Origin of the sequence: Microbacterium sp. Leaf161 (genome assembly GCF_001423645.1) — a bacterium.
In the GTDB taxonomy this organism is placed as follows: Bacteria; Actinomycetota; Actinomycetes; order Actinomycetales; family Microbacteriaceae; genus Microbacterium; species Microbacterium forte.
Window position 1 is genome coordinate 93269 of sequence record NZ_LMOW01000003.1, and the last position, 26640, is coordinate 119908.

Annotated in this window: 27 protein-coding genes; 20 read left to right on the plus strand and 7 right to left on the minus strand. The window is 67.8% G+C overall.

Annotated elements, in window-relative coordinates:
• Window positions 1-29: 29 nt before the first annotated feature.
• From qcrB to ctaE, 4 genes are read right to left on the minus strand one after another with little or no spacing between them, the layout of a single operon-like run.
• Window positions 30-1844: a cytochrome bc1 complex cytochrome b subunit gene (gene qcrB / locus ASF87_RS15660; protein ID WP_056377203.1), complete on the minus strand. Its 1815-nt coding sequence runs from the start codon at window positions 1842-1844 to the stop codon at window positions 30-32.
• Window positions 1841-2917, minus strand: a complete 1077-nt coding sequence (qcrA, locus tag ASF87_RS15665) for a cytochrome bc1 complex Rieske iron-sulfur subunit (RefSeq protein ID WP_042538395.1) — start codon at window positions 2915-2917, stop codon at window positions 1841-1843. The genes qcrB and qcrA overlap by 4 nt, the downstream gene beginning before the upstream one ends.
• 36 nt (window positions 2918-2953) lie before the next feature.
• Window positions 2954-3757 carry a cytochrome bc1 complex diheme cytochrome c subunit gene (qcrC, locus tag ASF87_RS15670; protein WP_056377205.1) on the minus strand — a complete coding sequence of 268 codons (804 nt, stop codon included), beginning with the start codon at window positions 3755-3757 and terminating at the stop codon, window positions 2954-2956.
• 20 nt (window positions 3758-3777) lie between these two features.
• On the minus strand, window positions 3778-4431 hold the full coding sequence (ctaE, locus tag ASF87_RS15675; RefSeq protein ID WP_153302215.1) for an aa3-type cytochrome oxidase subunit III: 654 nt from the start codon (window positions 4429-4431) through the stop codon (window positions 3778-3780).
• Window positions 4432-4623: 192 nt separating this feature from the next.
• On the opposite strand from ctaE, the gene trpD reads away from it, so the two are divergent.
• Both trpD and ASF87_RS15685 read left to right on the plus strand, forming a co-directional pair.
• The gene (trpD, locus tag ASF87_RS15680) at window positions 4624-5688 is read left to right on the plus strand and encodes an anthranilate phosphoribosyltransferase (RefSeq protein WP_042538391.1); all 1065 of its coding nucleotides are present in this window, start codon (window positions 4624-4626) and stop codon (window positions 5686-5688) included.
• A gap of 8 nt (window positions 5689-5696) precedes the next feature.
• Complete coding sequence (locus tag ASF87_RS15685; protein ID WP_056377682.1) at window positions 5697-6683, plus strand: PHP domain-containing protein; 987 nt, start codon at window positions 5697-5699, stop codon at window positions 6681-6683.
• Window position 6684: 1 nt separating this feature from the next.
• Here the strand turns inward: ASF87_RS15685 and ASF87_RS15690 are convergent, their stop codons facing one another.
• On the minus strand, window positions 6685-7620 hold the full coding sequence (locus ASF87_RS15690) for a 5'-3' exonuclease (protein ID WP_056377206.1): 936 nt from the start codon (window positions 7618-7620) through the stop codon (window positions 6685-6687).
• A 204-nt stretch (window positions 7621-7824) separates the two neighbouring features.
• Here ASF87_RS15690 and rpsA point away from each other — a divergent pair, with 204 nt between their 5' ends.
• The 10 genes from rpsA (at window position 7825) to ASF87_RS15740 (ending at window position 18736) form a co-directional block, all read left to right on the plus strand.
• On the plus strand, window positions 7825-9279 hold the full coding sequence (rpsA, locus tag ASF87_RS15695; protein WP_056377208.1) for a 30S ribosomal protein S1: 1455 nt from the start codon (window positions 7825-7827) through the stop codon (window positions 9277-9279).
• Window positions 9280-9413: 134 nt separating this feature from the next.
• Window positions 9414-10265 (plus strand): ABC transporter ATP-binding protein, encoded by an 852-nt coding sequence (locus ASF87_RS15700; RefSeq protein WP_056377210.1) that lies wholly within the window; start codon window positions 9414-9416, stop codon window positions 10263-10265.
• Window positions 10262-11308, plus strand: a complete 1047-nt coding sequence (locus tag ASF87_RS15705; protein WP_056377212.1) for an aliphatic sulfonate ABC transporter substrate-binding protein — start codon at window positions 10262-10264, stop codon at window positions 11306-11308. The genes ASF87_RS15700 and ASF87_RS15705 overlap by 4 nt, the downstream gene beginning before the upstream one ends.
• On the plus strand, window positions 11305-12159 hold the full coding sequence (locus ASF87_RS15710) for an ABC transporter permease (RefSeq protein WP_056377215.1): 855 nt from the start codon (window positions 11305-11307) through the stop codon (window positions 12157-12159). The genes ASF87_RS15705 and ASF87_RS15710 overlap by 4 nt, the downstream gene beginning before the upstream one ends.
• Window positions 12150-14159, plus strand: coding sequence for an acetate--CoA ligase (gene acs, locus ASF87_RS15715; RefSeq protein WP_056377217.1), 2010 nt, complete (start codon window positions 12150-12152; stop codon window positions 14157-14159). Before ASF87_RS15710 ends, acs begins: the two co-directional genes overlap by 10 nt.
• Window positions 14159-15463 carry an O-acetylhomoserine aminocarboxypropyltransferase/cysteine synthase family protein gene (locus ASF87_RS15720; protein ID WP_056377219.1) on the plus strand — a complete coding sequence of 435 codons (1305 nt, stop codon included), beginning with the start codon at window positions 14159-14161 and terminating at the stop codon, window positions 15461-15463. The genes acs and ASF87_RS15720 overlap by 1 nt, the downstream gene beginning before the upstream one ends.
• Window positions 15460-16044, plus strand: coding sequence for a CoA-binding protein (locus ASF87_RS15725; protein WP_079113069.1), 585 nt, complete (start codon window positions 15460-15462; stop codon window positions 16042-16044). The genes ASF87_RS15720 and ASF87_RS15725 overlap by 4 nt, the downstream gene beginning before the upstream one ends.
• A gap of 32 nt (window positions 16045-16076) precedes the next feature.
• Window positions 16077-16676 (plus strand): dephospho-CoA kinase, encoded by a 600-nt coding sequence (gene coaE, locus ASF87_RS15730; protein WP_056377222.1) that lies wholly within the window; start codon window positions 16077-16079, stop codon window positions 16674-16676.
• Window positions 16652-17884 carry an MFS transporter gene (locus ASF87_RS15735; RefSeq protein WP_056377223.1) on the plus strand — a complete coding sequence of 411 codons (1233 nt, stop codon included), beginning with the start codon at window positions 16652-16654 and terminating at the stop codon, window positions 17882-17884. The genes coaE and ASF87_RS15735 overlap by 25 nt, the downstream gene beginning before the upstream one ends.
• Window positions 17885-17944: 60 nt before the next feature.
• Window positions 17945-18736: a GNAT family N-acetyltransferase gene (locus ASF87_RS15740; RefSeq protein ID WP_056377225.1), complete on the plus strand. Its 792-nt coding sequence runs from the start codon at window positions 17945-17947 to the stop codon at window positions 18734-18736.
• On the opposite strand, the gene ASF87_RS15745 is transcribed toward ASF87_RS15740, so the two are convergent.
• Window positions 18709-19329, minus strand: coding sequence for a DUF4126 domain-containing protein (locus ASF87_RS15745; protein ID WP_056377227.1), 621 nt, complete (start codon window positions 19327-19329; stop codon window positions 18709-18711). The two genes, ASF87_RS15740 and ASF87_RS15745, sit on opposite strands and share 28 nt — an antisense overlap.
• A 64-nt stretch (window positions 19330-19393) precedes the next feature.
• On the opposite strand from ASF87_RS15745, the gene uvrB reads away from it, so the two are divergent.
• Window positions 19394-21466: an excinuclease ABC subunit UvrB gene (gene uvrB / locus ASF87_RS15750; protein WP_042541608.1), complete on the plus strand. Its 2073-nt coding sequence runs from the start codon at window positions 19394-19396 to the stop codon at window positions 21464-21466.
• Between the two features lie 19 nt (window positions 21467-21485).
• Window positions 21486-21818, plus strand: coding sequence for a TfoX/Sxy family protein (locus ASF87_RS15755; RefSeq protein ID WP_082508954.1), 333 nt, complete (start codon window positions 21486-21488; stop codon window positions 21816-21818).
• A gap of 9 nt (window positions 21819-21827) precedes the next feature.
• On the opposite strand, the gene ASF87_RS15760 is transcribed toward ASF87_RS15755, so the two are convergent.
• Window positions 21828-22070, minus strand: a complete 243-nt coding sequence (locus tag ASF87_RS15760) for a hypothetical protein (protein ID WP_042541606.1) — start codon at window positions 22068-22070, stop codon at window positions 21828-21830.
• Between the two features lie 45 nt (window positions 22071-22115).
• On the opposite strand from ASF87_RS15760, the gene ASF87_RS15765 reads away from it, so the two are divergent.
• Genes ASF87_RS15765 through ASF87_RS15790 form a run of 6 tightly spaced genes read left to right on the plus strand, consistent with a single transcriptional unit; the run spans window position 22116 to window position 26588 of the window.
• Entirely contained in the window at window positions 22116-22559 is a 444-nt protein-coding gene (locus tag ASF87_RS15765; RefSeq protein ID WP_042541605.1) for a MarR family winged helix-turn-helix transcriptional regulator, read from the plus strand.
• Between the two features lie 20 nt (window positions 22560-22579).
• Window positions 22580-23311 (plus strand): DUF4129 domain-containing protein, encoded by a 732-nt coding sequence (locus ASF87_RS15770; protein WP_056377229.1) that lies wholly within the window; start codon window positions 22580-22582, stop codon window positions 23309-23311.
• Complete coding sequence (locus ASF87_RS15775) at window positions 23308-23844, plus strand: hypothetical protein (protein WP_157550129.1); 537 nt, start codon at window positions 23308-23310, stop codon at window positions 23842-23844. Before ASF87_RS15770 ends, ASF87_RS15775 begins: the two co-directional genes overlap by 4 nt.
• 1 nt (window position 23845) lies before the next feature.
• Window positions 23846-24811: an AAA family ATPase gene (locus ASF87_RS15780; protein ID WP_056377234.1), complete on the plus strand. Its 966-nt coding sequence runs from the start codon at window positions 23846-23848 to the stop codon at window positions 24809-24811.
• Window positions 24808-26067: a DUF58 domain-containing protein gene (locus tag ASF87_RS15785; RefSeq protein WP_056377237.1), complete on the plus strand. Its 1260-nt coding sequence runs from the start codon at window positions 24808-24810 to the stop codon at window positions 26065-26067. Before ASF87_RS15780 ends, ASF87_RS15785 begins: the two co-directional genes overlap by 4 nt.
• The gene (locus ASF87_RS15790; RefSeq protein WP_056377238.1) at window positions 26064-26588 is read left to right on the plus strand and encodes a hypothetical protein; all 525 of its coding nucleotides are present in this window, start codon (window positions 26064-26066) and stop codon (window positions 26586-26588) included. Before ASF87_RS15785 ends, ASF87_RS15790 begins: the two co-directional genes overlap by 4 nt.
• Window positions 26589-26640 lie beyond the last annotated feature (52 nt).

Consider the following 26640-nt stretch of genomic DNA (forward strand, 5'->3'; position numbering starts at 1 on the left):
CAGGGCCTTTCGGGCGAGAACCGGCGGTCTTACTCGCTGTCCTCGGACTTCTTCTTGCGGGGCTTCTTCACCGGCTCGGTCGAGATGACCGTGCTGGGGGTGTTCGCCGTCTCATCGACGTGGGTCTCGCTGACGGTGATCGGGGCATCCGGGACGCCTGCGCGCTCGTGAGCGCCCTGGATCTCGGCCGCTTCGGTTTCGTCGTTCTGGGCGGTCACGTGATGCTGGTGCGCATCTGCAGCCTCGATCTCGGCCTGCGTCAGCGGAGCGAGACGATCTTCGAAGAACCAACGCGAGATGGAGGAGCGCAGGTTCTCGGTCCACGAGATGCGTCCCTTCGCATTCGGACGCACGACCAGCGGCTCGTAGCCGTCGACATCGATGAGCTTCCAGCGGTCGTACTTGTCGACGGGCTGGTGGACCTCGATGAACTCGCCGCCGGGAAGGCGGACGATGCGGCCGGACTCGAAGCCGTGCAGGACGATCTCGCGGTCCTTCTTCTGCAGAGCGATCGCGATGCGCTTGGCGATGAAGTAGCCGAGAACCGGTCCGACGAACAGCAGCGCCTGAAGCGCGTGGATCACGCCCTCCATCGTGAGCATGAAGTGCGTCGCGATGAGGTCGGACGATGCCGCAGCCCACAGGACGGCGTAGAAGACGACTCCGGCCACGCCGATGGCGGTGCGGGTCGCCGCGTTGCGCGGGCGCTGAGCGATGTGGTGCTCGCGCTTGTCGCCCGTGACCCAGGCCTCGATGAACGGGTAGATCGCGACGAGCACGATGAACAGACCGAGGACGACCAGCGGCAGCAGGATGCCGAACGACCAGGTGTGATCGAGGAAGACCACATCGAGGTTCGACGGAGCGAGTCGCAGAGCGCCGTCAGCGAATCCGATGTACCAGTCAGGCTGCGTGCCGGCCGAGACGGGGGAGGGGTCGTACGGGCCGTAGTTCCAGATCGGGTTGATCTGGAAGAACGTCGCGATCAGCACGATCGTGCCGAAGACGATGAACAGGTAGCCGCCCATCTTCGACATGTACACGGGCATCATCGGGTAGCCGACGACGTTGTCGTTCGTGCGGCCGGGGCCGGCGAACTGCGTGTGCTTGTTGACGATCATCAGCATCAGGTGCACGGCGATGAGGCCGATCACCAGCAGCGGAAGCAGCAGGATGTGCAGCGTGTACAGGCGTCCGACGATGTCGGTGCCGGGGAACTCGCCGCCGAAGAGGAGGAACGATGTCCAGGTGCCGATCAGCGGGATGCCCTTGATCATTCCGTCGATGATGCGCAGACCGTTGCCCGAGAGCAGGTCGTCGGGAAGGGAGTATCCCGTGAAGCCCTCGGCCATGGCGAGGACGAACAGCACGAAGCCGATCACCCAGTTGAGCTCACGGGGCTTGCGGAACGCACCGGTGAAGAAGACGCGCAGCATGTGCACACCGATGCCGGCCACGAAGACGAGTGCGGCCCAGTGGTGGATCTGGCGCACCAGAAGGCCACCACGGAGGTCGAACGAGATGTGCAGCGACGACTCGAGTGCCGCCGACATCTCGATTCCGCGCATCGGGGCGTAGGCGCCCGTGTAGTGCGTCTCGACCATGGAGGCCTGGAAGAAGAAGGTCAGGAAGGTTCCGGAGAGGAACACGACGACGAAGCTCCACAGCGCGATCTCACCCAGCATGAACGACCAGTGGTCGGGGAAGATCTTGCGGCCGAGCTCCTTGACGAAGCCGGAGATGCTGGTGCGCTCGTCGATGTAGTTCGACGCGGCGCCGACGAATCGACCGCCGAGAGGCGCCTTGTTGTCCTTGTCCTCTTTGGACAGCGTTGCGGTGCTCAATGGCGCTCCCAGAAGCTCGGGCCGACGGGCTCGGTGAAGTCACTGCGTGCGACGAGGTAGCCCTCGTCGTCGACGGTGATGGGCAGCTGCGGCAGCGGACGTGCGGCCGGTCCGAAGATGACCTTGGCGTGATCCGTGACGTCGAACTGCGACTGGTGACAGGGGCAGAGGAGGTGGTGGGTCTGCTGCTCGTACAGTGCCACGGGGCATCCGACGTGCGTGCAGACCTTCGAGTACGCGACGATGCCGTCGTACGACCAGTCCTTGCGGTCCTCGGCCTCGATGAGCTGCTCGGGGCGCAGGCGCATCATCAGCACGATGGCCTTCGCCTTCTCCTCGAGGTAGCCGTCGTGGTGGCTGAGCTCGGCGAGGTCCTCCGGGATCACGTGGAACGCGGATCCGAGGGTGACATCGGCCGCGCGGATCGGCGTGCCGTCGGGGTCGCGGACGAGGCGCTGACCCTTCTCCCACATGGTGTGCTTCAGCAGCGTCACCGGGTCGCCCGCGGTGGGGTCGTCGGGCGTGCTGTGCGGAGCGAGACCGCGGAAGAGCGTGACTCCGGGGATGATCGAGGCCACGATCGCCGCGAACAGCGAGTTGCGGATCATCGTGCGTCGTCCGAATCCGGACTCCTCGTTCGCCGTGGCGAAGGCCTCGACGACCGCCTCTCGCGTCGAGTCCTTGCCCCGTGTGGGGTGGCGGTGCTCGATGTGCTCCTTGTCGCTCATCAGCGCCTTGGACCAGTGGATCGCGCCGATGCCGATCGAGAGCAGCGCCAGTGCGATGCCCAGACCGATGAAGAGATTGTTCTGACGGATGTCGATGAGCGCGCCGCTCTCGATGGGGAAGAGCATGTAGGCGGCGACCGCCCAGATGCTTCCTGCCAGCGAGAGATAGAACAGCGTGTAGACCGTGCGCTCTGCAGCCTTCTCAGCGCGCGGGTCCTTGTCGGTCATCCGCGCGCGGTGCGGCGGCAGCCCCGGGTTCTGCACGGGATCGCTGACTGCGACACCCAGCCCTGGAGAGGGCTGGTAGGCCCTGTCAAGAGCCTGCGAGTCGTCGTCGTGTGCCATGGTGCTCCTCGTACGTTCCTCTTCGATGAATAAGCGTCAGTTGGACTTCGCCGTGATCCACACGGTGATGGCGACGAGCGCGCCGATTCCGAAGATCCAGACGAACAGGCCCTCGGAGACGGGACCGAGCGAACCGAGCGAGAAACCGCCGATCTGCACGGACTGCTGCTGGTAGAGCAGAGCCGAGATGATGTCGCGCTTGTCTTCGTCCGACAGGTTCATGTCGCCGAAGACGGGCATGTTCTGGGGGCCCGTGACCATGGCGGCGTACATGTGCAGCGCGCTGGTCTCGGTCAGTGCCGGGGCGTACTTGCCCTCGGTGAGTGCTCCACCGGCTGCGGCCACGTTGTGGCACATCGCGCAGTTCACGCGGAACAGCTCTGCGCCGTTGGCGACGTCGCCTTCACCGTCGAGGATGTGGTCCTCGGGGAAGGTGGGACCGGGGGCCGACTGCTGCACGAAGGAGGAGATCGCGAGGATCTGCTCCTCGGTGAACTGCGGCTCCTTCTGGGGTGCCTGCGGTCCCTGCATCTGCAGGGGCATGCGACCCGTCGACATCTGGAACTCGACCGCGAGCTCGCCGACGCCGTAGAGGCTCGGTCCGTTCGCCGTGCCCTGCATGTCGAGACCGTGGCAGGTGGCGCAGTTCGCCGTGAACAGCTTCTCGCCGTCCTCGACCGTGAGCGTGCTCGCAGCAGTGGTCTGAGTGTCAGTCGCAGCGAAGGCTGCGGATGTTCCGGCGTATACCGCGCCGGTGATCATGAGGCCTGCTCCGATGAGGGCTGCCGCAGCCAGTGGGCTGCGACGGCCATTCGAACGGCGCTTCTTCTCTCGTGCCATCTCGGGGATCAGCTCCGCTCTTATTTCAGGAAGTAGATAACGACGAACAGCACGATCCAGACGACGTCGACGAAGTGCCAGTAGTAGGACACCACGATCGAGGACGTCGCCTCTTTGTGCCGGAAATTCTTGACGGCGTATGCACGCCCGATGACGAGGAGGAACGCGATCAGACCGCCGGTGACGTGCAGGGCGTGGAAGCCGGTGGTGATGTAGAACGCGGACGCGTACGAGTCGGCGCTGATCGGCAGGCCCTCTGCGACGAGCTGTGCGTACTCCCACACCTGTCCGGAGACGAAGATCGCGCCGAGCGCGAAGGTGAGGAAGAACCACTCGACCATGCCCCACCCGAACAGGCGGCGGCGGCCTGCGCCGTTCTTCTGCCCCTTGGCGATGCGGTACGGCTGGAGGTCCTCAGCCGCGAACACGCCCATCTGGCAGGTGAACGAGGAGAGCACGAGGATCGCCGTGTTCACGAACGCGAACGGCACGTTCAGCAGTTCGGTGCGGTCGGCCCAGAGCTCGGGGGAGGTGCTGCGGAGCGTGAAGTAGATCGCGAAGAGTCCCGCGAAGAACATCACCTCACTGCCGAGCCACACAATGGTGCCGACAGCTACCGGGTTGGGGCGCTTGATCGTTCTTGCCGCCGGGGCATACGTCGCTGAGGTCGTCACCCTTCCATTATGGCCGATCCGCGGGGATGATTCTCGCACCGGAGGCCCCGGTTTCGCCTTCAGGCGACTTAGGTAACCCTAAGAAAACGCTGCGAATCCTCGGTGAATACGCGGGAAACGAGGGATGGTCGAACTTCGGGTCGTGGTTCGGAAGAGTCTGCACGTTTTCCCGGCGCCGATAGGATCGCACACATGGCTGATTCCCTGACCTGGTCCGACGTGCTCACCACTCTTCTGGAGCGTCGTGATCTCAGCGTCTGGGAGTCCACCTGGGCCATGCGCCAGATCATGCGCGGCGACGTCACCCAGGCTCAGCTCGCCGGCTTCCTCGTCGCTCTCCGGGCCAAGGGGGAGACGATCGACGAGATCGTCGGCTTCCGCGACGCCATCCTCGAGGCAGCGGTCCCACTGCCCGTGTCGCCCGACGTCCTCGACATCGTCGGAACCGGCGGCGACCGTGTCGGCACGGTCAACGTGTCGACGACCGCCGCGGTCATCATCGGAGCCACCGGCATCCCGGTCGTCAAGCACGGGAACCGTGCTGCCAGCTCGGCCTCGGGGTCGTCCGACGTGCTGAGCGCACTCGGGCTGGAACTCACCCTCGATCCCGCAGCCGTCTCGTCGATCCTCGACCGCACCGGCATCACGTTCGCGTGGGCCGGCGCCTTCCACCCGGGGTTCAAGCACGCGGGGGCTGTCCGGGCCGAACTCGGCGTCCCCACCGTCTTCAACATGCTCGGCCCGCTGTGCAACCCGGCTCGCGCGGAGGCGAACGCCGTCGGCGTGGCTCAGCTCGAGCGTGTTCCCCTCATCACGGGTGTGTTCCGCACACGAGGCGCGACGGCGCTGGTGTTCCGCGGAGACGACGGGCTCGACGAGTTGACCACCACGGGACACAGTCGCATCTGGGAGGTCACGCGCGGCGACATCCACGAGCACGACCTCGACCCGCGCGACCTCGGCATCCCGATCGCGGACCTCGCGGATCTGATCGGCGGAACCCCCGATCACAACGCCGCCGTGCTGCGCAGGACGCTCGACGGCGAGACGGGAGCCGTGCGAGACATCGTCCTGCTCAACGCCGCTGCGGGGATCGTCGCGTTCGAGCTCTCGCAGGATGCGACGCAGGTGCAGCGCCCTATCCTCGAGCGTCTGCGCGAGGGATACGAGCGAGCGGCCGCCGCGGTAGACGACGGCCGCGCGATCGCCAAACTCGACGAGTGGATCGGCGTGAGCCGCGAGCTCGCGTCGGCGTAGACACCACGATGGATCCCGTAGCCGCTCTGCTCGAGATCGCCTCGCTGCTCGAGCGCGAACGGGCATCTCGATATCGGGCGAAGGCCTTCCGCCAGGCCGCGGCGACCTTGCAGCAGCTGCCGGAGGATGTGCGCGCAGATCCTACGAGGCTGCGTGCGGCGAAGGGGATCGGCGAGTCGACGTTCGCGGTCATCCGGCAGGCGCAGAGCGGAGAAGTGCCCGACTATCTCGTCGAGCTGCGCGGCGATGTCGAGCCGGAGCGGGTCTCTGAACTGAGAGCGAAGCTGCGGGGCGATCTGCACGCGCATACGGATTGGTCGGACGGGACGACGCCCATCCCCGTCATGGCGGCGGCTGCGCGAGCGCTCGGACACGAGTACCAGGCGGTCACCGACCACTCACCGCGCCTCAGGGTCGCCCGAGGGCTCTCACCCGAACGGCTGCGCGAGCAGATCCCGCTCGTGCGTGCCGAGACGGGGGACGGATTCACGCTCCTCGCCGGCATCGAGGTCGACATTCTCGAAGACGGCGCCCTCGACCAGGACGACGCGCTGCTGGGCGAGCTCGACATCGTCGTCGCGTCCGTGCATTCCAAACTGCGCATGGACGCGAGGCCGATGACGGCTCGCATGATCGCGGCCGTCTCGCACCCGCGGGTCAACGTCCTCGGCCATTGCACGGGCCGCCTCGTGCAGGGCGAGCGCGGCACTCGCCCTGAATCGCAGTTCGATGCAGCAGCGGTCTTCGCGGCGTGCGCGGAGAACGGAGTGGCTGTCGAGATCAACTCCCGGCCCGAACGCCAGGATCCGCCCGACGAGCTGATCGCGATCGCGTTGCAGGCGGGCTGCCTGTTCTCGATCGATTCGGACGCGCACGCACCGGGTCAGCTCTCGCTGCTCGATCACGGTGCGGAACGGGCGGAGCGAGCCGGCGTCCCCGCATCGAGGATCGTCACCACCTGGGGACTCGACCGGCTGCTCGCCTGGGCGAGCTGAGTCAGCCCTCGATCGTCGCGATCGCGGCCACGGCGCGGGTCATCGAACCCCCGAGGTTCCACTTCTCCGCGAGCACGGTCGCAGCATCGACCTCGGACGGGTCGAGCGGACGGAGTGCGTCGCTCGGCGCCACGATGTCGAGGTCGGGCGCCACGGCTACCACGGTCGGGGCGACATCGAGGTAGTGCTCCGCGGCGAGGATCTTCGCGCGGACGCCAGCGCTCATGCCCTCGCCGGCTGCGGCCGCCTCTCGGATGCCCACCAGGTCGCCATGGGCCTGGAGGAGAGTGGCTGCAGTCTTCTCTCCGACGCCTGCGACGCCGGGCAGTCCGTCGGAGGCGTCGCCGCGCATCGTCGCGAAATCCGCGTACTGGCTGGGCAGCACGCCGTACTTCGCCACCACGACGGCATCCGTGACGATCTCCAGGTTGCTCATGCCCCGAGCCGTGTAGATGACGCGGATGTTCCTCGAGTCGTCGACGAGCTGGAACAGATCCCGATCGCCTGTGACGATGTCGACAGGCATGGTCGCGTGCGTCGCGAGGGTCCCGATGACGTCATCGGCCTCGTGCTCGGCGACCCCGATGATCGGGATGCCGAGCGCTCCGAGCGTCTGACGGATCAGAGGGATCTGCGCCTCGAGGGGATCCGGGACCTCTTCGACGTCGGGACCGGCGGTGACGACCTCGACGACTCGATGCTCCTTATAGCTGGGGATCAGGTCGACGCGCCACTGGGGCCGCCAGTCGTCGTCCCAGCATGCGACCACGTGGGTCGGCTCGTACAGGGTGACCAGCTTCGCGATGATGTCGAGCAGCCCTCGCGCGGCGTTGATGGGAGACCCGTCGGGGGCCGTGACCTTGTCGGGCACTCCGTAGAACGCGCGGAAGTAGAGGCTTGCGGTGTCGAGCAGGAGAAGCTTGTCGGCGCGGGGCATGGAGACAGTCTGTCAGCGCGCCGAGCGGGGATGCTATCGAGTCCGTCATATCGCCCCGTGATCTGATAGCCTTGATTGTCACTCGTGGCGTGTCTATGCATGCCCTGGTGTCGAAAACCAAATCAATCGCTGCAGAGCTCATCGTCGGCCGTGCGCGGCCGGAGCGCTCAGCCCGAGTCTCCATTCACAAGGACAACCCACTACATGACTACCGCAACGACCGCCCCGGCCACCAAGCAGGTCGCGATCAATGACATCGGATCTGCTGAAGACTTCCTGGCCGCGGTCGAGAAGACCCTGAAGTTCTTCAACGACGGCGACATCATCGAGGGAACGATCGTCAAGATCGACCGCGATGAGGTCCTCCTCGACGTCGGATACAAGACCGAGGGCGTCATCCCCTCGCGCGAGCTCTCGATCAAGCACGACGTCGACCCCAACGAGGTCGTCAAGGTCGGCGACGAGGTCGAGGCCCTGGTTCTCCAGAAGGAGGACAAGGAAGGCCGTCTGATCCTCTCCAAGAAGCGTGCGCAGTACGAGCGCGCCTGGGGAGATGTCGAGAAGATCAAGGAGAACGACGGCGTCGTCACCGGAACGGTCATCGAGGTCGTCAAGGGTGGACTCATCGTCGACATCGGCCTCCGTGGCTTCCTGCCGGCCTCGCTCATCGAGCTGCGCCGCGTCCGCGACCTCACGCCGTACCTCGGCCAGGAGATCGAGGCCAAGATCCTCGAGCTCGACAAGAACCGCAACAACGTCGTGCTCAGCCGCCGTGCGCTGCTCGAGCAGACGCAGTCGGAGTCGCGCACCACTTTCCTGAACAACCTTCACAAGGGTCAGGTCCGCAAGGGTGTCGTGTCGTCGATCGTCAACTTCGGTGCGTTCGTCGACCTGGGCGGCGTGGACGGCCTCGTGCACGTCTCCGAGCTCTCCTGGAAGCACATCGAGCACGCCTCCGAGGTCGTCGAGGTCGGCCAGGAGGTCACCGTCGAGATCCTCGAGGTCGACCTCGACCGCGAGCGCGTCTCCCTGTCGCTGAAGGCGACGCAGGAGGACCCGTGGCAGGTCTTCGCCCGCACCCACGCGATCGGTCAGGTCACGCCGGGTAAGGTCACCAAGCTCGTTCCGTTCGGTGCGTTCGTTCGCGTCGCAGACGGCATCGAGGGCCTGGTCCACATCTCCGAGCTCTCCAGCAAGCACGTCGAGCTGGCCGAGCAGGTCGTGTCGGTCGGCGAGGAGGTCTTCGTCAAGGTCATCGACATCGACCTCGAGCGTCGCCGCATCTCGCTCTCGCTGAAGCAGGCGAACGAGGCCGTCGACGTCAACGGCACCGAGTTCGACCCGGCGCTCTACGGCATGCTCGCCGAGTACGACGAGGCCGGCGAGTACAAGTACCCGGAGGGCTTCGACCCCGAGACCGGTGCGTGGAAGGAAGGCTTCGACACCCAGCGCGAGGCATGGGAGCAGGAGTACGCTGCAGCCCAGGCTCGCTGGGAGGCCCACAAGGCTCAGGTTGCCAAGGCAGCCGAGGCCGAGGCGGCCGCTGGCGACGACTTCGGTGGCCAGGTCTTCTCGAGCGAGGTCGCAGGCGCGGGCACGCTCGCTGACGACGAGGCTCTCGCCGCTCTGCGCGAGAAGCTCTCGGGCGGCAACGCATAAGCATCACGCTCTGAACGGGCCGTCATCCTTTGGGGATGGCGGCCCGTTCTGCGTTGTCGTCGCCTGTGGCGGCTACGTGACCGAACATTACGGCGGCATTCGTAACATTGCGCGGGCCCCGCCAGCATGGGGATATGACATCCCTGCTCGCACACCCGCGCGTCGACGCGTCGGTCGACGACCGCACGGCGCAGCCCGTGCGGTTGCGAGAGGTCGGGCGGAGCTTTCCGCTCGGGCGAGGACGCCGCGATGTTCTCCGCGGAGTGGACATCGAGGTGGCGGCCGGCGAGATCATCGCCGTCGTCGGACCCTCGGGATGCGGCAAGTCGACTCTCCTGCGCCTCATCGGCGGACTGGACGCGCCCTCCAGCGGCAGCATCCTGCTCGATGACTCGGGTGTCGCGGATGTCGATGAGCGCACCGCTGTCGCTTTCCAGGAGCCACGGCTTCTGCCCTGGAGGACGATCTCGCAGAACGTCGAGCTCGGCCTTCCGCGGGGCACGGCACGCCGAGACGGCCGCGAACGCGTGCGCGAGCTGCTCGAACTGGTCGGCCTCGAACAGGCGGCTGATCAGCGCACGCGCGAAGTGTCAGGCGGTATGGCACAGCGTGCCTCGCTCGCACGCGCCCTCGCTCGGAACCCCGGAGTGCTGCTGCTGGATGAGCCGTTCGGCGCGCTCGACGCCCTCACCCGCCTGCGGATGCACGATCTGCTGCTGAAGATCCACGCGGCAGAACCCACCACCGTCCTCCTCGTCACGCACGATGTCGAAGAGGCCCTCTATTTGGCTGACCGCGTGCTGCTGCTGCGCACACTCGACGCCGACGCCGGCACGGATGCGCGCTCGATCGTGCGCACGATCACCGTGCCGGGCATCCGCCTCCGCGACCGCGCCGATCGCGGGCTCGCGGACCTCCGCGCCGAGCTCCTCGAAGGACTCGGCGTCGACACCCACCACCGCACTGCCGCCGAGGAGACCCGATGAGCACCATCACCCGCCGAATCATCCCTGCGATCGCTGTCGCCGGGACGATGATGCTCGTCGCCACCGGGTGCGTCGCCGGTGAGAACGCCACGGCCTCCGACGCGTCGAAGGATGACGCCGCCGCGGCCGGCGAGTGGTCTTCCGACACCCTGTCGATCGACTTCGCCACCTACAACCCCCTGAGCCTCGTGATCCGTGACCAGGGCATCCTCGAGGAGATCCTGGGTGACGACGTCGACGTCGAGTGGGTGCAGTCCGCCGGCTCCAACAAGGCCAACGAGCTGCTGCGCTCCGGCTCGATCGATGTGGGATCGACTGCGGGTTCCGCCGCGCTCCTCGCCCGTGCGAACGGATCGCCCATTCAGGTCATCGACATCTTCTCGCAGCCGGAGTGGTCGGCGATCGTCGTCGGACCCGACAGCGACATCACCTCGGTCGAGGAGCTCGCGGGCAAGTCGGTCGCTGCGACGAAGGGCACGGACCCCTACTTCTTCCTCCTGCAGTCCCTCGAGGAAGCAGGACTCTCGGTCGACGACGTCGAGGTGCAGAACCTCCAGCACGCCGACGGACGTGCAGCGCTCGACGGCGGTTCGGTCGACGCCTGGGCCGGACTCGACCCGATCATGGCCGCAGCCGAGGTGGAGTCGGGCGACCAGCTCATCTACCGCAACGTCGACTTCAACACCTACGGATTCCTGAACGCCACCGAGGACTTCATCGAGAACCACGCCGACCTCGCCCAGGCCGTCGTCGACGCGTACGAGCAGGCGCGCGAGTGGGCGCTCGAGAACCCCGACGAGACGGCCTCGCTGCTGGCCGAGGTCGCGGGCATCGACATCGAGGTCGCGAAGACCGTCATCACCGAGCGTTCGAACCTCGATGTGAGCGGCATCCCAGGAGACGACCAGGTCGCGGTGCTCGAGAAGATCGCTCCCGTGCTCGTCGACTCCGGTGATGTCCAGGGCGGCGAGGACTCGGTCGCCAAGGCGCTGGACTCGATCGTGAACGCCACCTTCGCAGAGAAGGCGGTCGGAGGCGAGTGACCGACCAGACGGTGGTGGTCCCCGCCGACGCGCGTGAGGCGCTCGACGCCGCTCGAGGTGTCCGTCGGCGGCCCGAGGTGGGCGCGCGGCATGCGTGGGACCGTCCGGCGGTGCGGATCGCCGGCGGGTTCCTGCTGCCTGTCCTCATCCTCGTCGCGTGGCAGGTCGTGACGACCACCGGAGTCGTCGCGCCCTACCTGCTGCCGTCTCCGGAATCCGTCTTCGCCGCCGGTGTCGAGCTGGCCGAGCGGGGTCTGCTCTGGACGCACATCGCGATCTCGGTGCAGCGCGTGCTGCTCGGCTTCGCCATCGGATCCGTGATCGGACTCGCGATCGCGGGGATCGTCGGGCTCTCGAAGATAGGCGACGTGCTGCTCAGCCCCACGCTCTCGGCAGTCCGTGCGGTCCCGTCTCTGGCCTGGGTGCCGCTGCTCATCCTCTGGATGCAGATCGGCGAGGAGTCTAAGGTGACGCTGATCGCGATCGGCGCCTTCTTCCCCGTCTACACCACGGTCGCGTCGGCGCTCCGCCATGTCGATCCACTCCTGGTCGAGGCCGGGCGCTCGTTCAGCCTCCGCGGATGGTCACTGTTCCGCACCGTGCAGCTGCCCGCTGTCGTGCCGTCGGTCGTCGCAGGTCTCCGACTCGCTCTCGCGCAGGCCTGGCTGTTCCTCGTCGCCGCCGAGCTGATCGCCTCGTCGATGGGGCTCGGATTCCTGCTCACGGACTCGCAGAACAGCGGACGCGTCGACAGGATCATCCTGTCGATCGTCCTGCTCGCGCTTCTCGGCACGATCACGAACGCTCTTCTCGTGCTGGTAGAGAAGTACCTCCTCCGGCGATGGGTGTGACCGTGACGGAAGCACGACTGAACGAGACCCGCACGTACCCGGCGCCCGCAGGGTTCGCCTCGACGGCGAACGTGACCGCCGAGGCCTATGCGCGAGCTGCCGCCGATCCGACCCTCTTCTGGGAGCAGGCGGCCGCACGGCTCGACTGGGCCGAGCCGTGGCATACGGCTCATGAATGGGATCCGCCTGTGGGGGACGCCGTCCCCGCCGCGCGATGGTTCGTCGGCGGACGGCTCAACGTCGCGTACAACTGCGTCGATCGCCATGTCGAAGCGGGCCGAGGCGACAAGGTCGCGCTGCACTTCGAGGGCGAGCCGGGAGACCGCATCGCCGTGACGTACTCCGACCTCCAGGACAGGGTGTCGCGCGCGGCCAACGCCCTCATCGCGCTCGGCATCCGACCGGGCGACCGCGTCGTCATCTACCTCCCGGTGCTGATCGAGACGGTCGTGATCACCCTTGCCTGTGCGCGCATCGGTGCCGTGCACTCACTGGTGTTCGGCGGGTTCTCCGCCGAGGCGGTGCGGTTCCGGCTCGCGGACACCGGCGCAAAGCTGCTCGTGACGAGCGACGGCCAGTTCCGCCGGGGCACCGCCACCGAGGTCAAGTCGACAGCCGACACCGCTGCCGCGGATCTTCCCGACCTCGAGCACGTCCTCATGCTCCGGCGTACCGGACAGGACGTCCCGTGGACGGAAGGGCGCGACGTGTGGTGGCACGACGTCGTCGACACTGCCTCCTCCCGGCATGAGCCCGACGCATTCGATGCCGAGCATCCGCTCTTCATCATCTACACGTCAGGCACCACGGGGAAGCCGAAGGGGCTCGTCCACACCTCGGGCGGGTACCTCACGCACGCGAGTTGGGCGCACTGGGCTCACTTCGACGCGAAACCCGACGACGTGCACTGGTGCACGGCGGATCTCGCGTGGGTGACGGCCCACACGTATGAGATCTACGGCCCGCTCTCGAACGGGCTGACGCAGGTCATCTACGAGGGGACGCCGGACACGCCGAACCGCGAACGCCATCTCGAGATCATCGAGCGCTACGGCGTGACCGTCTACTACACCGCCCCGACCCTCATCCGCACCTTCATGACCTGGTTCGGCGCAGAGCTGCCGCAGGGGCACGACCTCTCGACGCTGCGTCTGCTCGGAACGGTCGGGGAAGCGATCAACCCCGAAGCCTGGATCTGGTTCCGTCGCAACTTCGGGCGCGATGAGCTGCCGGTGGTCGACACCTGGTGGCAGTCCGAGACCGGGGCGGCGATGATCGCGCCGCTTCCCGGAGTGACGACGCTCAAGCCGGGCTCCGCATCCGTGCCGCTGCCCGGCATCGACGCGACCGTCGTCGACGCGAACGGCGAGGAGGTCGCACCAGGGCGGTCCGGAACGCTCGTGGTGCGGCGCCCGTGGCCGGGAATGGCGCGGACCGTGTGGGGCAACCCGCAGCGCTACCGCGATGCGTACTGGTCGGCGTATGCCGGACACGGCGAGCACGGCGGATACTATGTCGCCGGTGACGGGGCGACGCGCGATGCCGACGGCTACATCTGGATCCTCGGCCGCCTCGACGACGTCGTGAACGTGTCCGGCCACAGGCTCTCGACGATCGAGATCGAATCCGCGCTTGTGGCCCACGACACGGTGGGGGAGGCCGGTACCGCAGGCGTCTCCGATCCCGTCACCGGGCAGGCCGTGGTCGCGTTCGTCACCGCATCAGGACGCGCGGAGGTCTCGACCTCGCAGCTGCGCGGCCAGGTCGCCACGGCGATCGGCCCCGTCGCCAAGCCGAAGCACATCGTCGTGGTCCCCGACCTCCCGAAGACACGCTCCGGCAAGATCATGCGCCGGCTGCTCGCACAGCTGTGGGACGCCGAGCAGGACCGGCGCGCCGGGCGCGCACCCGCTCCGCTCGGGGACACGACATCTCTGCAGAACCCGTGGGCCGTCGACGACATCGCCGCCGTGCTCGAGACCGCTGAACTGAGGACATGATGACGGAAGAACACCGCTTCGGCTTTCGCACGAGGGCTCTCCACGCCGGCGGCACTCCCGATGCCGCGACGTGTGCCCGCGCCGTGCCGATCTACCAGACGACGTCCTTCGTGTTCGAGGACGCGGCGGACGCGGGCAATCTCTTCGCGCTGCAGAAGTACGGCAACATCTACTCGCGCATCGGCAACCCCACCGTCGCTGCTCTGGAAGAGCGCCTCGCGTCGCTCGAGGGCGGGATCGGCGCGGTCGCGACAGCATCCGGCATGAGCGCCGAGTTCATCACGTTCGCTGCCCTCGTCGGAGCCGGTGACCACGTGGTGGCCTCCGCGCAGCTCTACGGCGGCACGGTGACGCAGCTCGATGTGACGCTGCGCCGGTTCGGCGTGCAGACGACCTTCGTCGCATCCACCGACCCCGCGGACTACGCTGCCGCGATCCGCCCGGAGACCAAGGTCGTCTACGTCGAGATGATCGGCAACCCGTCGGGTGAGATCGCCGACATCGAAGGCCTCGCGGAGGTCGCGCATGCCGCCGGTGTGCCGCTCGTCGTCGACGCGACCCTCGCCACTCCGTACCTCGCACGTCCGCTCGAGCACGGCGCCGACATCGTCATCCACTCGGTGACGAAGTTCCTCGGGGGCCACGGCACCACACTCGGTGGCGTCGTGATCGAGAAGGGCACGTTCGACTGGGGCAACGGACGATTCCCGCAGATGACAGAGCCCGTCGAGTCCTACGGCGGCATCAAATGGTGGGACAACTTCGGCGAGTACGGGTTCCTCACCAAGCTCCGCACCGAGCAGCTTCGTGACATCGGTCCGGCACTCAGTCCGCAGTCCGCGTTCAACCTCCTGCAGGGAGTCGAGACGCTGCCGCAGCGCATCGACGCGCACCTCGCGAACGCGCGGGTCGTCGCCGAGTGGCTCGACTCGGACCCCCGGGTCGAGTACGTGACCTGGGCGGGTCTGGCTCATCACCCGCACCATGAGCGCGCTGCGAAGTACCTGCCGCTCGGCCCTGGGTCGGTGTTCGCCTTCGGAGTGAAGGCCGATGACGGCCGGGCCGCGGGGGAGACCCTGATCGAGAGCCTCCAGCTCGCGTCCCATCTCGCGAACATCGGCGATGCGCGCACGCTCGTGATCCATCCGGCATCCACCACCCATCGTCAGCTCACGGAACAGCAGCTCGTCGCTGCGGGCGTGCGCCCTGACCTCATCCGCATCTCGGTGGGTCTCGAGGACGCCGAAGACATCATCTGGGATCTCGATCAGGCCCTCACGACAGCGACAGGAGCGACCCGATGAGCGGAATCGAGACCACGGGCGCCGAGGCCTGCGCGCTTCCGACTGCGCAGGACATCGCATCCTGCGCGCTCCCCGGGTCCTCGCCGGCGCAGCCCGACCGCACCTGGATCGGACCCGGCCAGCAGGAGCGCTTCAGCATCCTCCGGCGCGCGAGATCCGTCGCCATCGTCGGTGCGTCGAACAACCCTGCGCGGGCGTCGTACTTCGTGGCGACCTACCTGCTCTCCAGCACCGCGTATGACGTGTACCTCGTCAACCCGCGGGAGGCGGAGATCCTCGGACAGCCGGTCTACGCCTCACTTGCAGACCTGCCTGTGGTGCCCGACATCGTCGACGTGTTCCGCCGGCACGACGACCTGCCGGGGGTGGCCCAGGAGGCGATCGAGGCCGGCGCCCACACGCTCTGGCTGCAGCTGGGTTCATGGAACGAGGATGCCGCCGCGATCGCCGAGGGGGCGGGGCTCTCGGTGGTGATGGATCGGTGCATCAAGATCGAGCACGCCAGGTTCCATGGAGGGCTCCACCTCGCCGGATTCGACACCGGGGTCATCAGCTCGCGTCGGCAGCTGCTGGCGCGATGACCCGAGCTCGCGGTCGAGCCTAGACTGGCGAGATGCCTCTCATCGCTCTCACCGGCGGCATCGCCTCGGGCAAGTCGACCATCGCGCGACGACTCGCAGAACTCGGAGCGGTCGTCGTCGACGCCGATCAGATCGTGCGCGACGTGCAGGCGCCAGGATCTGCGGTGCTGGCACGGATCGAGGACGTCTTCGGCGCCGATGTCATCGACGCGGGCGGCGCACTCGACCGGGCTGCCCTGGGCGCCAAGGTGTTCGGCGATCCCGAGCAGCTGGCACGGCTGAACGCGATCGTCCACCCCGCGGTGCGTGCCGAGTCGCAGCGTCGATTCGAGGAGGCCGCCTCCGCCGGTCCCGAGACCGTCGTCGTGTACGACGTCCCTCTCCTGGTCGAGGCGCGGGTCGATGACCCGTGGGATCTGATCGTCGTGGCCCATGCACCCGCGGACGAGCGCAGGCGGCGGCTCGTCGAGCTGCGCGGCATGGCGGAGCAGGCGGCGCAGGAACGGATCGACGCGCAGGTGTCCGACGAGCGTCGGCTCGCGATCGCCGACGAGGTCATCGAGACCGCAGGTTCACTGGAGGAGACGATCCGGCAGACCGACGCCCTGTGGGAGCGGATCCGCTCGTCGTGACCTTCACCGGTCACACACCCGGATCTCCCGCCTATCGGCGTCTCATCGTCGGGCTGTTCTTCGCCGGCATCGCGACGTTCGCGCAACTGTATTCGCCGCAGGCCGTGCTGCCGCAACTCTCGTCGAACCTCGGGATCACGCCCGCCACCGCAGCGCTCGCGGTCTCGGCTGCGACGCTCGGTCTGGCGGCGGCCGTCGTTCCGTGGTCGATGGTCGCAGACCGCATCGGGCGGGTTCCCGCCATGGGGATCGGCATCCTCACTGCGACGGCTCTGGGGCTTCTCGCGCCCCTCAGCACCGGCATGGAGATGCTGTTGGCACTGCGGCTGCTCGAGGGCGTGGCGCTGGGGGCCGTGCCAGCGGTGGCGCTCGCATATCTCAGCGAGGAGGTGAGCGCACGCGATGCGGCGACTGCAGCGGGGAGCTACATAGCCGGGACGACCGTGGGCGGTCTGCTCGGTCGTGTGCTGTCGGGATTGGCCGGCGAGCCGTGGGGATGGCGCGCGGGCATCTGGACCGTCGCCGGTGTGTGCGCGGTGGCAGCGGTCCTGTTCCTCTGGCTCACTCCGAAGGCTCAGGGGTTCGTGCCCGGTCGCTTTCGCGACGATGCGTCGCCGCGAATGCTCGCGCGCCTGGCGATGCCGCTGCGCTCTGCGACGCAGCTCGCGCTCTACATGCAGGGCTTTCTTCTGATGGGCGCCTTCGTCGCGGTGTACAACTACCTCGGCTTCCACCTGATCGATGCGCCGTTCGCTCTTCCGGGGTGGGTGGTCACGCTGCTGTTCCTCGCCTATCTCGCAGGCACCGTCTCGTCGCCGACAGCGGGTGCGCTCGCATCCCGCTTCGGCCGGTATCCGGTGCTGCTCGCCTCGATCGCCGTGATGGCCGTCGGCGCCCTTGCCATGTTGAGCCAGGTGCTCTTCGCGGTGATCGTCGGGCTGCTGCTCTTCACCGCCGGCTTCTTCGGCGCGCATGCCGTCGCCTCGGGGTGGGCTCCCGCCGCAGCCGCCTCTGACAGCAGGGCGCAGGCATCGTCGCTCTACTACTTCGGCTACTACGCGGGGTCGAGCCTCTTCGGCTGGGCGCTGGGGATCGTGTTCGGCAGGGCTGACTGGGCGTGGTTCGTGGCGGTGATCGTGGCGATGTGCGCGGTGTCCGCGGCGCTGGCGGCACGCGCCCTGCGGCAGGCATCGACTGGCCGCGTATGATCACGAAGCGGCACCTCATCGCCGTCGCTCGCTGCCACTGTCGACCGGGAGGATCGCCTCATGCGCGAGACCTATCTCGCCGCCTACGATCGCGAGCTGCGCACGGACGCCGAGGTGACGCACGCGCTCAGCGTGGCGATGCACGGACCGCTGCGACTCGCCGTCTTCCCCGGCGGTCGCGGGTTCGTGTCGTACTCGGACCTCGATGGCCACGACTCCGGCGGAATCGAAGAGCTGATCGACGTCGCGCTCGCGCACTTCACGACCCTCAGCGGCATCGATTCGATCGAGTGGAAGACGCGAGGGCATGATCGTGCGCCTGGGCTCGGCCAGGCTCTGGAGAGCCGTGGGTTCGTGCCTGAGGACGAGGAGTCCGTGATGATCGGCGAGGCGGCGGCGCTCGCCCAGCCCGTCGACCTTCCCTCTGAGGTGGAGCTCCGGCGGGCGCGCACCGAGGCCGAGGTGTTCGCGATGGAGGAGATGCAGGGGCGGGTCTTCGGCGACCCGCAGTGGCGCGTGCGCGTCGAGGCGACGCTGCAGCGCATCCGGGAAGATGACACCGTGGAGCTCTGGACGGCTGTGGCTGATGGAGCGGTGATCAGCGCAGGACGCCTGGAGCCCGTGGCCGACACCCGCTTCGCCGGTCTGTGGGGCGGGGCGACGCTGCCCGAATGGCGGGGTCGAGGGGTCTTCAGAGCGCTGACGGCCGAGCGCGCGCGATCCGCCCTCGCCCTCGGCAAGCGGTACCTGCAATCGGATTGCACCGAGTTCTCGCGGCCGATCCTCGAGCGTGCGGGACTCGTCAAGGTCTCGACCACCACGCCCTACGTGTGGACGCGGCCGGCTGACTGACCGGCACCGCCCTCTCGACGCCTGCGCGCCAGGCGGCGCGCGCCCACGATGACGACGATGACGAGGCCCACCAGCAGCAGGGCGGCCACGACGGGGATGACGATCGCCGTGATCGCGAGCATGAACGATGCCCCGTCCTCAGCCGCGCTCAGGACAGGAGCCGCAAGGCCGCCGGTCACGGTGTTGGCGGCGACACGCGCCGTGGCCTTCGCGATGTGCACGACCAGGGCGATCGCGATGCCGGAGACCACCGGCACCCAGGCGTTGTCGGTGAAGAACGCGGCAGGGTCGTCGACCGCGATCGTCTGAGCGCCCGAGCCGGCGCCGAAGGAGATGCCACCGGATGCCGGGCGCAGAATGCTCTGGATCACGTCGTTCAGGGAGTCGAGCGCAGGGATCTTGTCGGCCACGACCTCCAGCAGCAGCAGCCCGCCGAGGATCCAGAGCGCGAGATCGCTCGACAGCCACGACCACGAGGCCGGCAGCACCACGGAGGGAAGCAGCCGATCGGCGAGGCCCAGCAGGAACAGCGGTATCCAGGCGTTGAGGCCCGCAGACGCGGCGAGACTGGTGCCGATGAGAAACTCGATCACGCCCCCACTCTAGGCGGAGGCCGCTCGTGGCCCGGATGTCGGTGGCCCGGCATACGCTGGAGGTATGCAACCCACGCGCAGTGTTCGTCCCTTCGAGGTCATCAGCGAATATGCGCCTGCCGGCGACCAGCCGAAGGCGATCGCCGAACTCGCATCGCGTATCAACGCCGGCGAGACCGACATCGTGCTGCTCGGCGCCACCGGTACCGGAAAGTCGGCGACGACCGCCTGGCTGGTCGAGCAGGTGCAGCGTCCGACGCTCGTCCTCGCGCACAACAAGACGCTCGCCGCGCAGCTGGCCAACGAGTTCCGCGAGCTGATGCCGAACAACGCCGTCGAGTACTTCGTCTCCTACTACGACTACTACCAGCCAGAGGCGTACGTGCCTCAGACCGACACCTTCATCGAGAAGGACTCCTCGATCAACTCCGAGGTCGAGCGTCTGCGTCACTCGACCACGAACTCGCTGCTCAGCCGCCGCGACGTGATCGTCGTCTCCACCGTCTCCTGCATCTACGGCCTCGGCGCGCCAGAAGAGTACCTCCGCGCCATGGTCGCCCTCCAGGTGGGAGAGCGGTACGACCGCGACGCGCTCATCAGGCAGTTCATCTCGATGCAGTACAACCGCAACGACGTCGACTTCTCTCGGGGCAACTTCCGGGTGCGAGGCGACACCATCGAGATCATCCCGGTGTACGAGGAGCATGCGATCCGCATCGAGCTGTTCGGTGACGAGATCGAAGCGCTCTATTCGTTGCATCCGCTCACCGGAGAGGTCATCGAGAAGCTCGACTCCGTGCCGATCTTCCCCGCCTCGCACTACGTGGCGGGAACCGACGTGATCCAGCGCTCGATCGGCACGATCGAGCACGAGCTCGAGGAGCGGCTCAAGGAGTTCGAGCGTCAGGGGAAGCTGCTCGAGGCCCAGCGGCTGCGGATGCGCACGACCTTCGACCTGGAGATGCTGCAGCAGCTCGGCTTCTGCTCGGGAATCGAGAACTACTCCCGGCACATGGACGGGCGTCAGCCCGGCGAGCCGCCGCACACGCTGCTCGACTTCTTCCCCGACGACTTCATGCTCGTGATCGACGAGTCGCACGTCACGGTGCCGCAGATCGGCGCGATGTACGAGGGAGACGCATCCCGCAAGCGCACGCTCGTCGACCATGGCTTCCGGCTGCCGAGCGCGATGGACAACAGGCCGCTGCGGTGGGACGAGTTCAAGAACAGGATCGGGCAGACCGTGTATCTGTCGGCCACTCCCGGCAAGTACGAGATGGGCATCGCCGACGGCGTGGTGGAGCAGATCATCCGCCCGACGGGTCTGGTGGACCCGCACATCATCGTGAAGCCGTCGAAGGGCCAGATCGACGACCTTCTCGAGGAGATCAGGCAGCGTGTCGGGCGTGACGAGCGTGTGCTCGTGACGACGCTCACCAAGAAGATGTCCGAAGAGCTGACGGACTTCCTCGGCGAGCACGGCGTGCGCGTGCGCTACCTCCACTCCGACGTCGACACGCTGCGACGGGTCGAACTGCTCAGCGAGCTGCGGGCGGGCGTCTACGACGTCCTGGTGGGAATCAACCTGCTGCGTGAAGGACTCGATCTGCCCGAGGTGTCGCTGGTCGCGATCCTCGACGCCGACAAAGAGGGCTTCCTGCGATCGGGCACGTCGCTGATCCAGACGATCGGCCGCGCGGCGCGCAACGTCTCGGGTGAAGTGCACATGTACGCCGACAGGATCACCGACTCGATGGCCAAGGCGATCGAAGAGACGGATCGACGTCGCGAGAAGCAGGTCGCCTACAACCTGGAGCACGGGATCGACCCGCAGCCGCTGCGCAAGCGGATCGCCGACATCACCGAGGTGCTCGCCCGCGAAGGCGCCGACACCGCTGCGATGATGTCCGGCCGCGGGCGCGCGACCGGCAAGGGGAAGTCGCCGACGCCCAACCTCCGGCGCACCGGGATCGCCGCCGAAGGCGCTCAGCAGCTCGAAGCCGTGATCCAGGACCTCTCCGACCAGATGCTCGCGGCGGCCGCGGAGCTCAAGTTCGAGCTCGCCGGACGACTGCGTGACGAGGTGCAGGACATGAAGAAGGAGCTGCGTGCCATGGAGAAGGCCGGCCACGCCTGACGACACGGGAGCGACCAGGATGGACGCATCAGGAGAAGAGCTCGCCGATCGCGTGAGAGCGCTTCTCACCCTCGACGGGAACGTCGAGGAGAAGCGGATGTTCGGCACGCGCGCGTTCCTCCTCGACGGTCACATCCTCGTCGGTGCGCGCACCGGCGGGGTGCTGCTCGTGCGCGTCGACGAAGAGCACGGCGCGTCGCTGATCACCCGGCCAGGGGTCGCGTCCGCGGTCATGGGTCCGCGGACCATGGGGACCGGTTGGCTCGACGTATCGCCGAGCGCGCTCATCGAGGACGACGACCTCGCGGCCTGGCTCGACATCGCGCGTGACGACGCGAAGCGAGACGGCTGAGAGCGAGCCTCAGGGGCAATGGACGAGCGTCTTGGGGCCCGACCGGTCGATCTCATGCTCGCTCATCGGGGAGCCGCACAGCGGACAGGCGCGTTCGGCACGTTCGGACGGGCTCGGCGGGGGCGTCTTCTCGTAGGGGCCGACCGAGGCCGGGCCGGCGAAGCGGATCAGATTCGAGTTGAACCAGGCATACAGGCCTCCGGCTTCGCGGATCCGAGTGCGGAGCGAAGGGCGATCATCAGAACTGGCCATGTTGCTTAGTGTACTAACTATTAGGGTCAATGTATATTCGAATCCGTGACCGCATCGGATGACCTGCTCAAGCTCGACAACCAGCTCTGCTTCGCTCTGGTGACCGCAGCACGCAACGTCGTGGCGATCTACAGGCCGATTCTGGAGCCCCTCGGGCTCACGCATCCGCAGTATCTTGTGATGCTGGCGCTCTGGGAACGTGCTCCGCGCCCACTGAACGATCTCGCGGCCGACCTCGCGCTCGAGCCTGCGACGGCGTCGCCGCTGGTGAAGCGGCTGGAGGCAGACGGTCTGGTGGCGAGGCAGCGAAGCGTCGAGGACGAGCGGCGTCTCGACATCACGCTCACGGACGCCGGTCGGGCTCTGCGTGGCCGAGCCCTCGATGTTCCGCGCCAGGTGATGACCGCTGTGGGAATGGACCTGCAGCAGATCGCGACACTGCGCGATGGTTTGTCGGCATTCGCGGGGCGCCGTTCAGCCCAGGAGTGACCGCGTCATAGGGTGTGGGCATGCCGATCGAACACCAGACGCGTCCTGCGCGCCGGAGTGTCGATCGGATGGTCCTTCCCGTCGTCGTCGTCGTTCTGTTCGGCGCGGCGATGATCGCGTCGGCGATCCAGGGTCAGCCGACGTTCCGCCCCACCGAGCCGATTCCCAAGGGGACGGCAGAGCCGCTGCCCACCGTGTCGCCGGGTGGAACCGGGCTCCCCGAGCCGGTGGAGGTCGAACCCACGAACGCCGCGCTCGCGCAGACTCTCACGGTGATCCTGATGCTCCTGGTCGCGGCCGGGATCGTCGCGCTCCTCGTGATCGCCGCCAGAGCCCTGCTTCGAGCATGGCGAGATCGCCCGCTCCGGCGTCGTGACGCAGCCGTCGTCGCATCCGAGGTCGATCAGCTCGCATCGACCCAGACAGCGGACGTCGCGGCCGGGGTGCTGCAACGCGGGATCGCCGGCGCGCTGGCGACGATCGATGAGCGTGCCACGGCCTCGGATGCCATCGTCGCCGCGTGGATCGGTCTCGAAGAGAGCGCGGCGGACGCGGGGGTGAAGCGTGCGGCGAGCGAGACTCCGGGGGAGTTCGTGGTGCGGATCATCACTCTGCGGCCGGGCGCCGCCGACGACGCTGCGGCATTGCTGCGCCTCTATGAGAGCGTCCGCTTCGGAACGCGGGTGGCCGACGAAGATGATCGGGCCTCGGCGCGACAGGCACTGCGGCGCATCGAGGGGGTGTGGCGATGAGCGCGCGGAGAACACTTCTCGCGATCGGTGCGGCGGTCGTCGCTGCTCTCGCCCTCCTCGGCTTCGGCTTCACCTGGCCGTTCGTGATCGGCTGGAGTCTGCTGATCTGCGCGGTCGGTCTGCTCGGACAACTCGTGATGCCGCTCGAGCCCGGCTTCGACGCCCCGCGTATCGACACGGAACGCCATCGTCGGCCGACCGAGATCTCTCGGATGGCGTGGGCCCTGAACACTCACACCGGTATCGCCGGACAGCAGATCACCCGACGCGTCAGCGCGATCCTCCGCCATCGGCTGCTGCGCCAGGGAATCGACCCGGACAACCCGGAGGACAGGGCACGACTCACCGCGGTGATCGGACCCGGGCTCTGGGAACAGCTGACGGGTCCCGCCCCGACGATCGTCGACATCGAACGGGCCCTGGATGCCGTCGATCGACTGAACCCTTCCTCACCCGGCGAGCCGTCGCTCGCGTCGCGCGCCCCGGCCACCGGCCAGGCGCGGCCCTCGCTGTTCCGCCGATCAAGGAGATGACATGACGAGCCCCGCAGAGATCGCCGACACCGGAGCCAGGATCCTCGCCGCAGTGAGGACGGTCGTGGTGGGCATGGACGACCCCGTCGAGATCGCGCTCGCGACGATCCTCGCGGGTGGTCATGTGCTGTTCGAGGACGTGCCAGGGCTGGGAAAGACCCTCGCCGCTCGCAGCCTCGCGTCGGCGCTGGGGCTGTCGTTCCGTCGGTTGCAGTGCACCCCCGACATGCTCCCGGGCGACGTGACCGGATCGTACGTGTACGCTCCGGACTCGGGCGACTTCGTCTTCCGTCCCGGGCCGATCTTCACCGGTCTGCTGCTCGCCGACGAGGTCAACAGAACCACCCCGAAGACGCAGTCGGCGATGCTCGAGGCGATGGCGGAGCGACAGGTGACGGTCGAGGGCAACAGCTTCCCGCTGCCGGCGCCGTTCCATGTGATCGCGACGTCGAATCCGATCGAGTACGAGGGCACCTACGCGCTTCCCGAGGCGCAGCTCGACAGATTCATGGTGCGGCTGTCCGTGGGCTATCCGGACGCGGAGAACGAGGCTCGGATCCTGGAGAACCGGGTGAGCAGGCGAGAGGAGGCGACCCACGTCGCCCCGGTGATCGATGCCGACCAGCTCATCGCCCTGCAGAACGCGGTCGAAGCCATCCACGTCGATCAGGACATCGCCCGCTACTGCGTCGAGATCACCCGCGCCACGCGGAATGCGCCGAATGTCGAGGTCGGGGCCTCGCCGCGAGGCTCGCTCGGTCTGCTGCTGCTCGGACGAGCGCTGGCGGCGCTGGACGGTCGCGACTACGTGCGCCCGGACGACATCAAGCGCATCGCCGTGCCTGTGCTCGCCCATCGACTCACCCTCACTCCGCAGGCATGGGCTCAGGGTGCGTCGGCATCCGATGTGGTTCGATCGGTCGTCGGTCAGGTGGCGGTGCCGCCGACTGTCGGGGCATTCGGATGACGGATGATCCCGACGCGGGGCGTCGTGGGCCGGCGCTGTCGGTGGCGATCGGCGGCGCGGTGATCCTCGCCGTCGTCGGCCTTCTGTCGGCCCGACCGGACGTCGCGGCCATGGGCCTGCCTCTCGCGCTCTGGAGCGGGTTCGCGATCGCACGAGGCACCGCCGGGGGCGAGGCGAAGGTCACGATCGATGCGCTGCCGGGACAGGATGGAGAACTGCTCACCGCGATCGCCGTCGAGAGCGATGCGGAAGCGGTCGAGATGGTGATCGTGCAGTCGGAGCGCCGCACCAGGCGAGTGATCGTGCCTGGGGGCGGATCATCCGTCACCGCCCGCAGCATCGTCCTGCATTCCGGGCCGGCGATTCCTGTGCAAGCCGCGGCGAGAGGGTTCTCTCTCGAGGGCGCGGCGCTCTCGAAGACAGCGGGGCCCGTCGCGGCCGGACGCCAGGTGGCACCGCCCCGCCGACCGATCGATGCGCTGCCGTTGCCGCGACGACTGATCGGGTCGCACGGTGCTCACGAGGGTCGCCGTCAGGGCCAGGGTGGTGACTTCAGGGACATCCACGCCTTCGCTCCGGGTGACGAGCTCCGCCGCGTGGACTGGCGGGCCACGGCGCGGATGGCACGCAGGCCGGGGGATCTGCTGGTTCGACGGACGAACACCCTGAGCGACTCCTCCGTCGTGATCGCGATGGACACGTCGGAAGACCTCGGAGAGGTCGCCTCGTCATGGGGGAGCGGCGATCTCGAACGCAGTGGCGTGACGTCGCTCGACCTCGCGCGGGAAGCCGCCCGCGCGATCGCCGACTCGGCCATCGGCGCGGGCGACCGGGTCGCGCTGCACGTGCTCGTGCACGGGGGCCGGTCGCTGCGCAGCGGCAGCGGATCGAGGCACCTCGCGCGCGTGGTGGCGGCCATCGCCGCGACGGGTCAGGCACGAGAGGATGCGTCCTTCCGCCGCACGCCTCCCGTGCCGCACGGCTCGGTCGTCTTCGTGCTGTCGATGTTCTTCGAGGGCGCGGCGGCACAGACGGCGCTGATGTGGAGGGCGAGCGGTCATCGAGTCGTCGCCGTCGACGTGCTTCCGCCGCTCGATCGCACGCGTCTCACCCGGGCACAGCTCATCGGCCTTCGCACCGTGCTCGCCGAGCGGGAGAACGTGTTCGCCGATCTGCACGGCGCCGGAGTCGATGTGGTCACCTGGGCCGATGATCCGTCGTCGGCGCTGCGCGCGATCGCGAGGGCGCGCCGATGAGGGCCAACGACTCGCTGCAGACCGGGCCGGCCGTCTCCTGGCTCGTCGTGCGGGGCGCGCTCGTCGCCGTCGTCGCCGCCGGGGCCGTCGCCCTGTGCCCGCTGATCGGGTGGCAGGTGGCGGCTGTCGTGCTGGCGATCGTCGCCGCCGCCCTCCCGCAGACGTTCGCGGCGTGGGGATCGGTCGGCTGCCTCGTGATCGGGATGCTGATCTCGGAGCCCGATCTCGGGCGCGCGATGATCGCGGTGCTCGTCGTGCAGCTCATCCACGTGCTGATGTCGCTCTCGCTCGTGATCCCCGCGGGTTCCCGCGTGGTGATCGCCGCGCTCCGGCCCAGCGCGCTGCGGCTGCTCGTCGTCCAGTCGATCGCCCAGCCGGTGACCGTCGTGGTGATGGTCGCCGGCGGAGCCGCCGCGCAGGGATCGGCGCAGACGGTGCCGTGGGCCGCCGTCGCGGGAGCCGGAGCCGTCGTGGCGCTCGCGGTGACCCTGGTCGTGAGGGCGAACCGCCGAGCACCGTGAGGCGATGCCTTCCCTGTGAGCCCTCACGGAGCCAATGTCTGTGGCCCCTCGT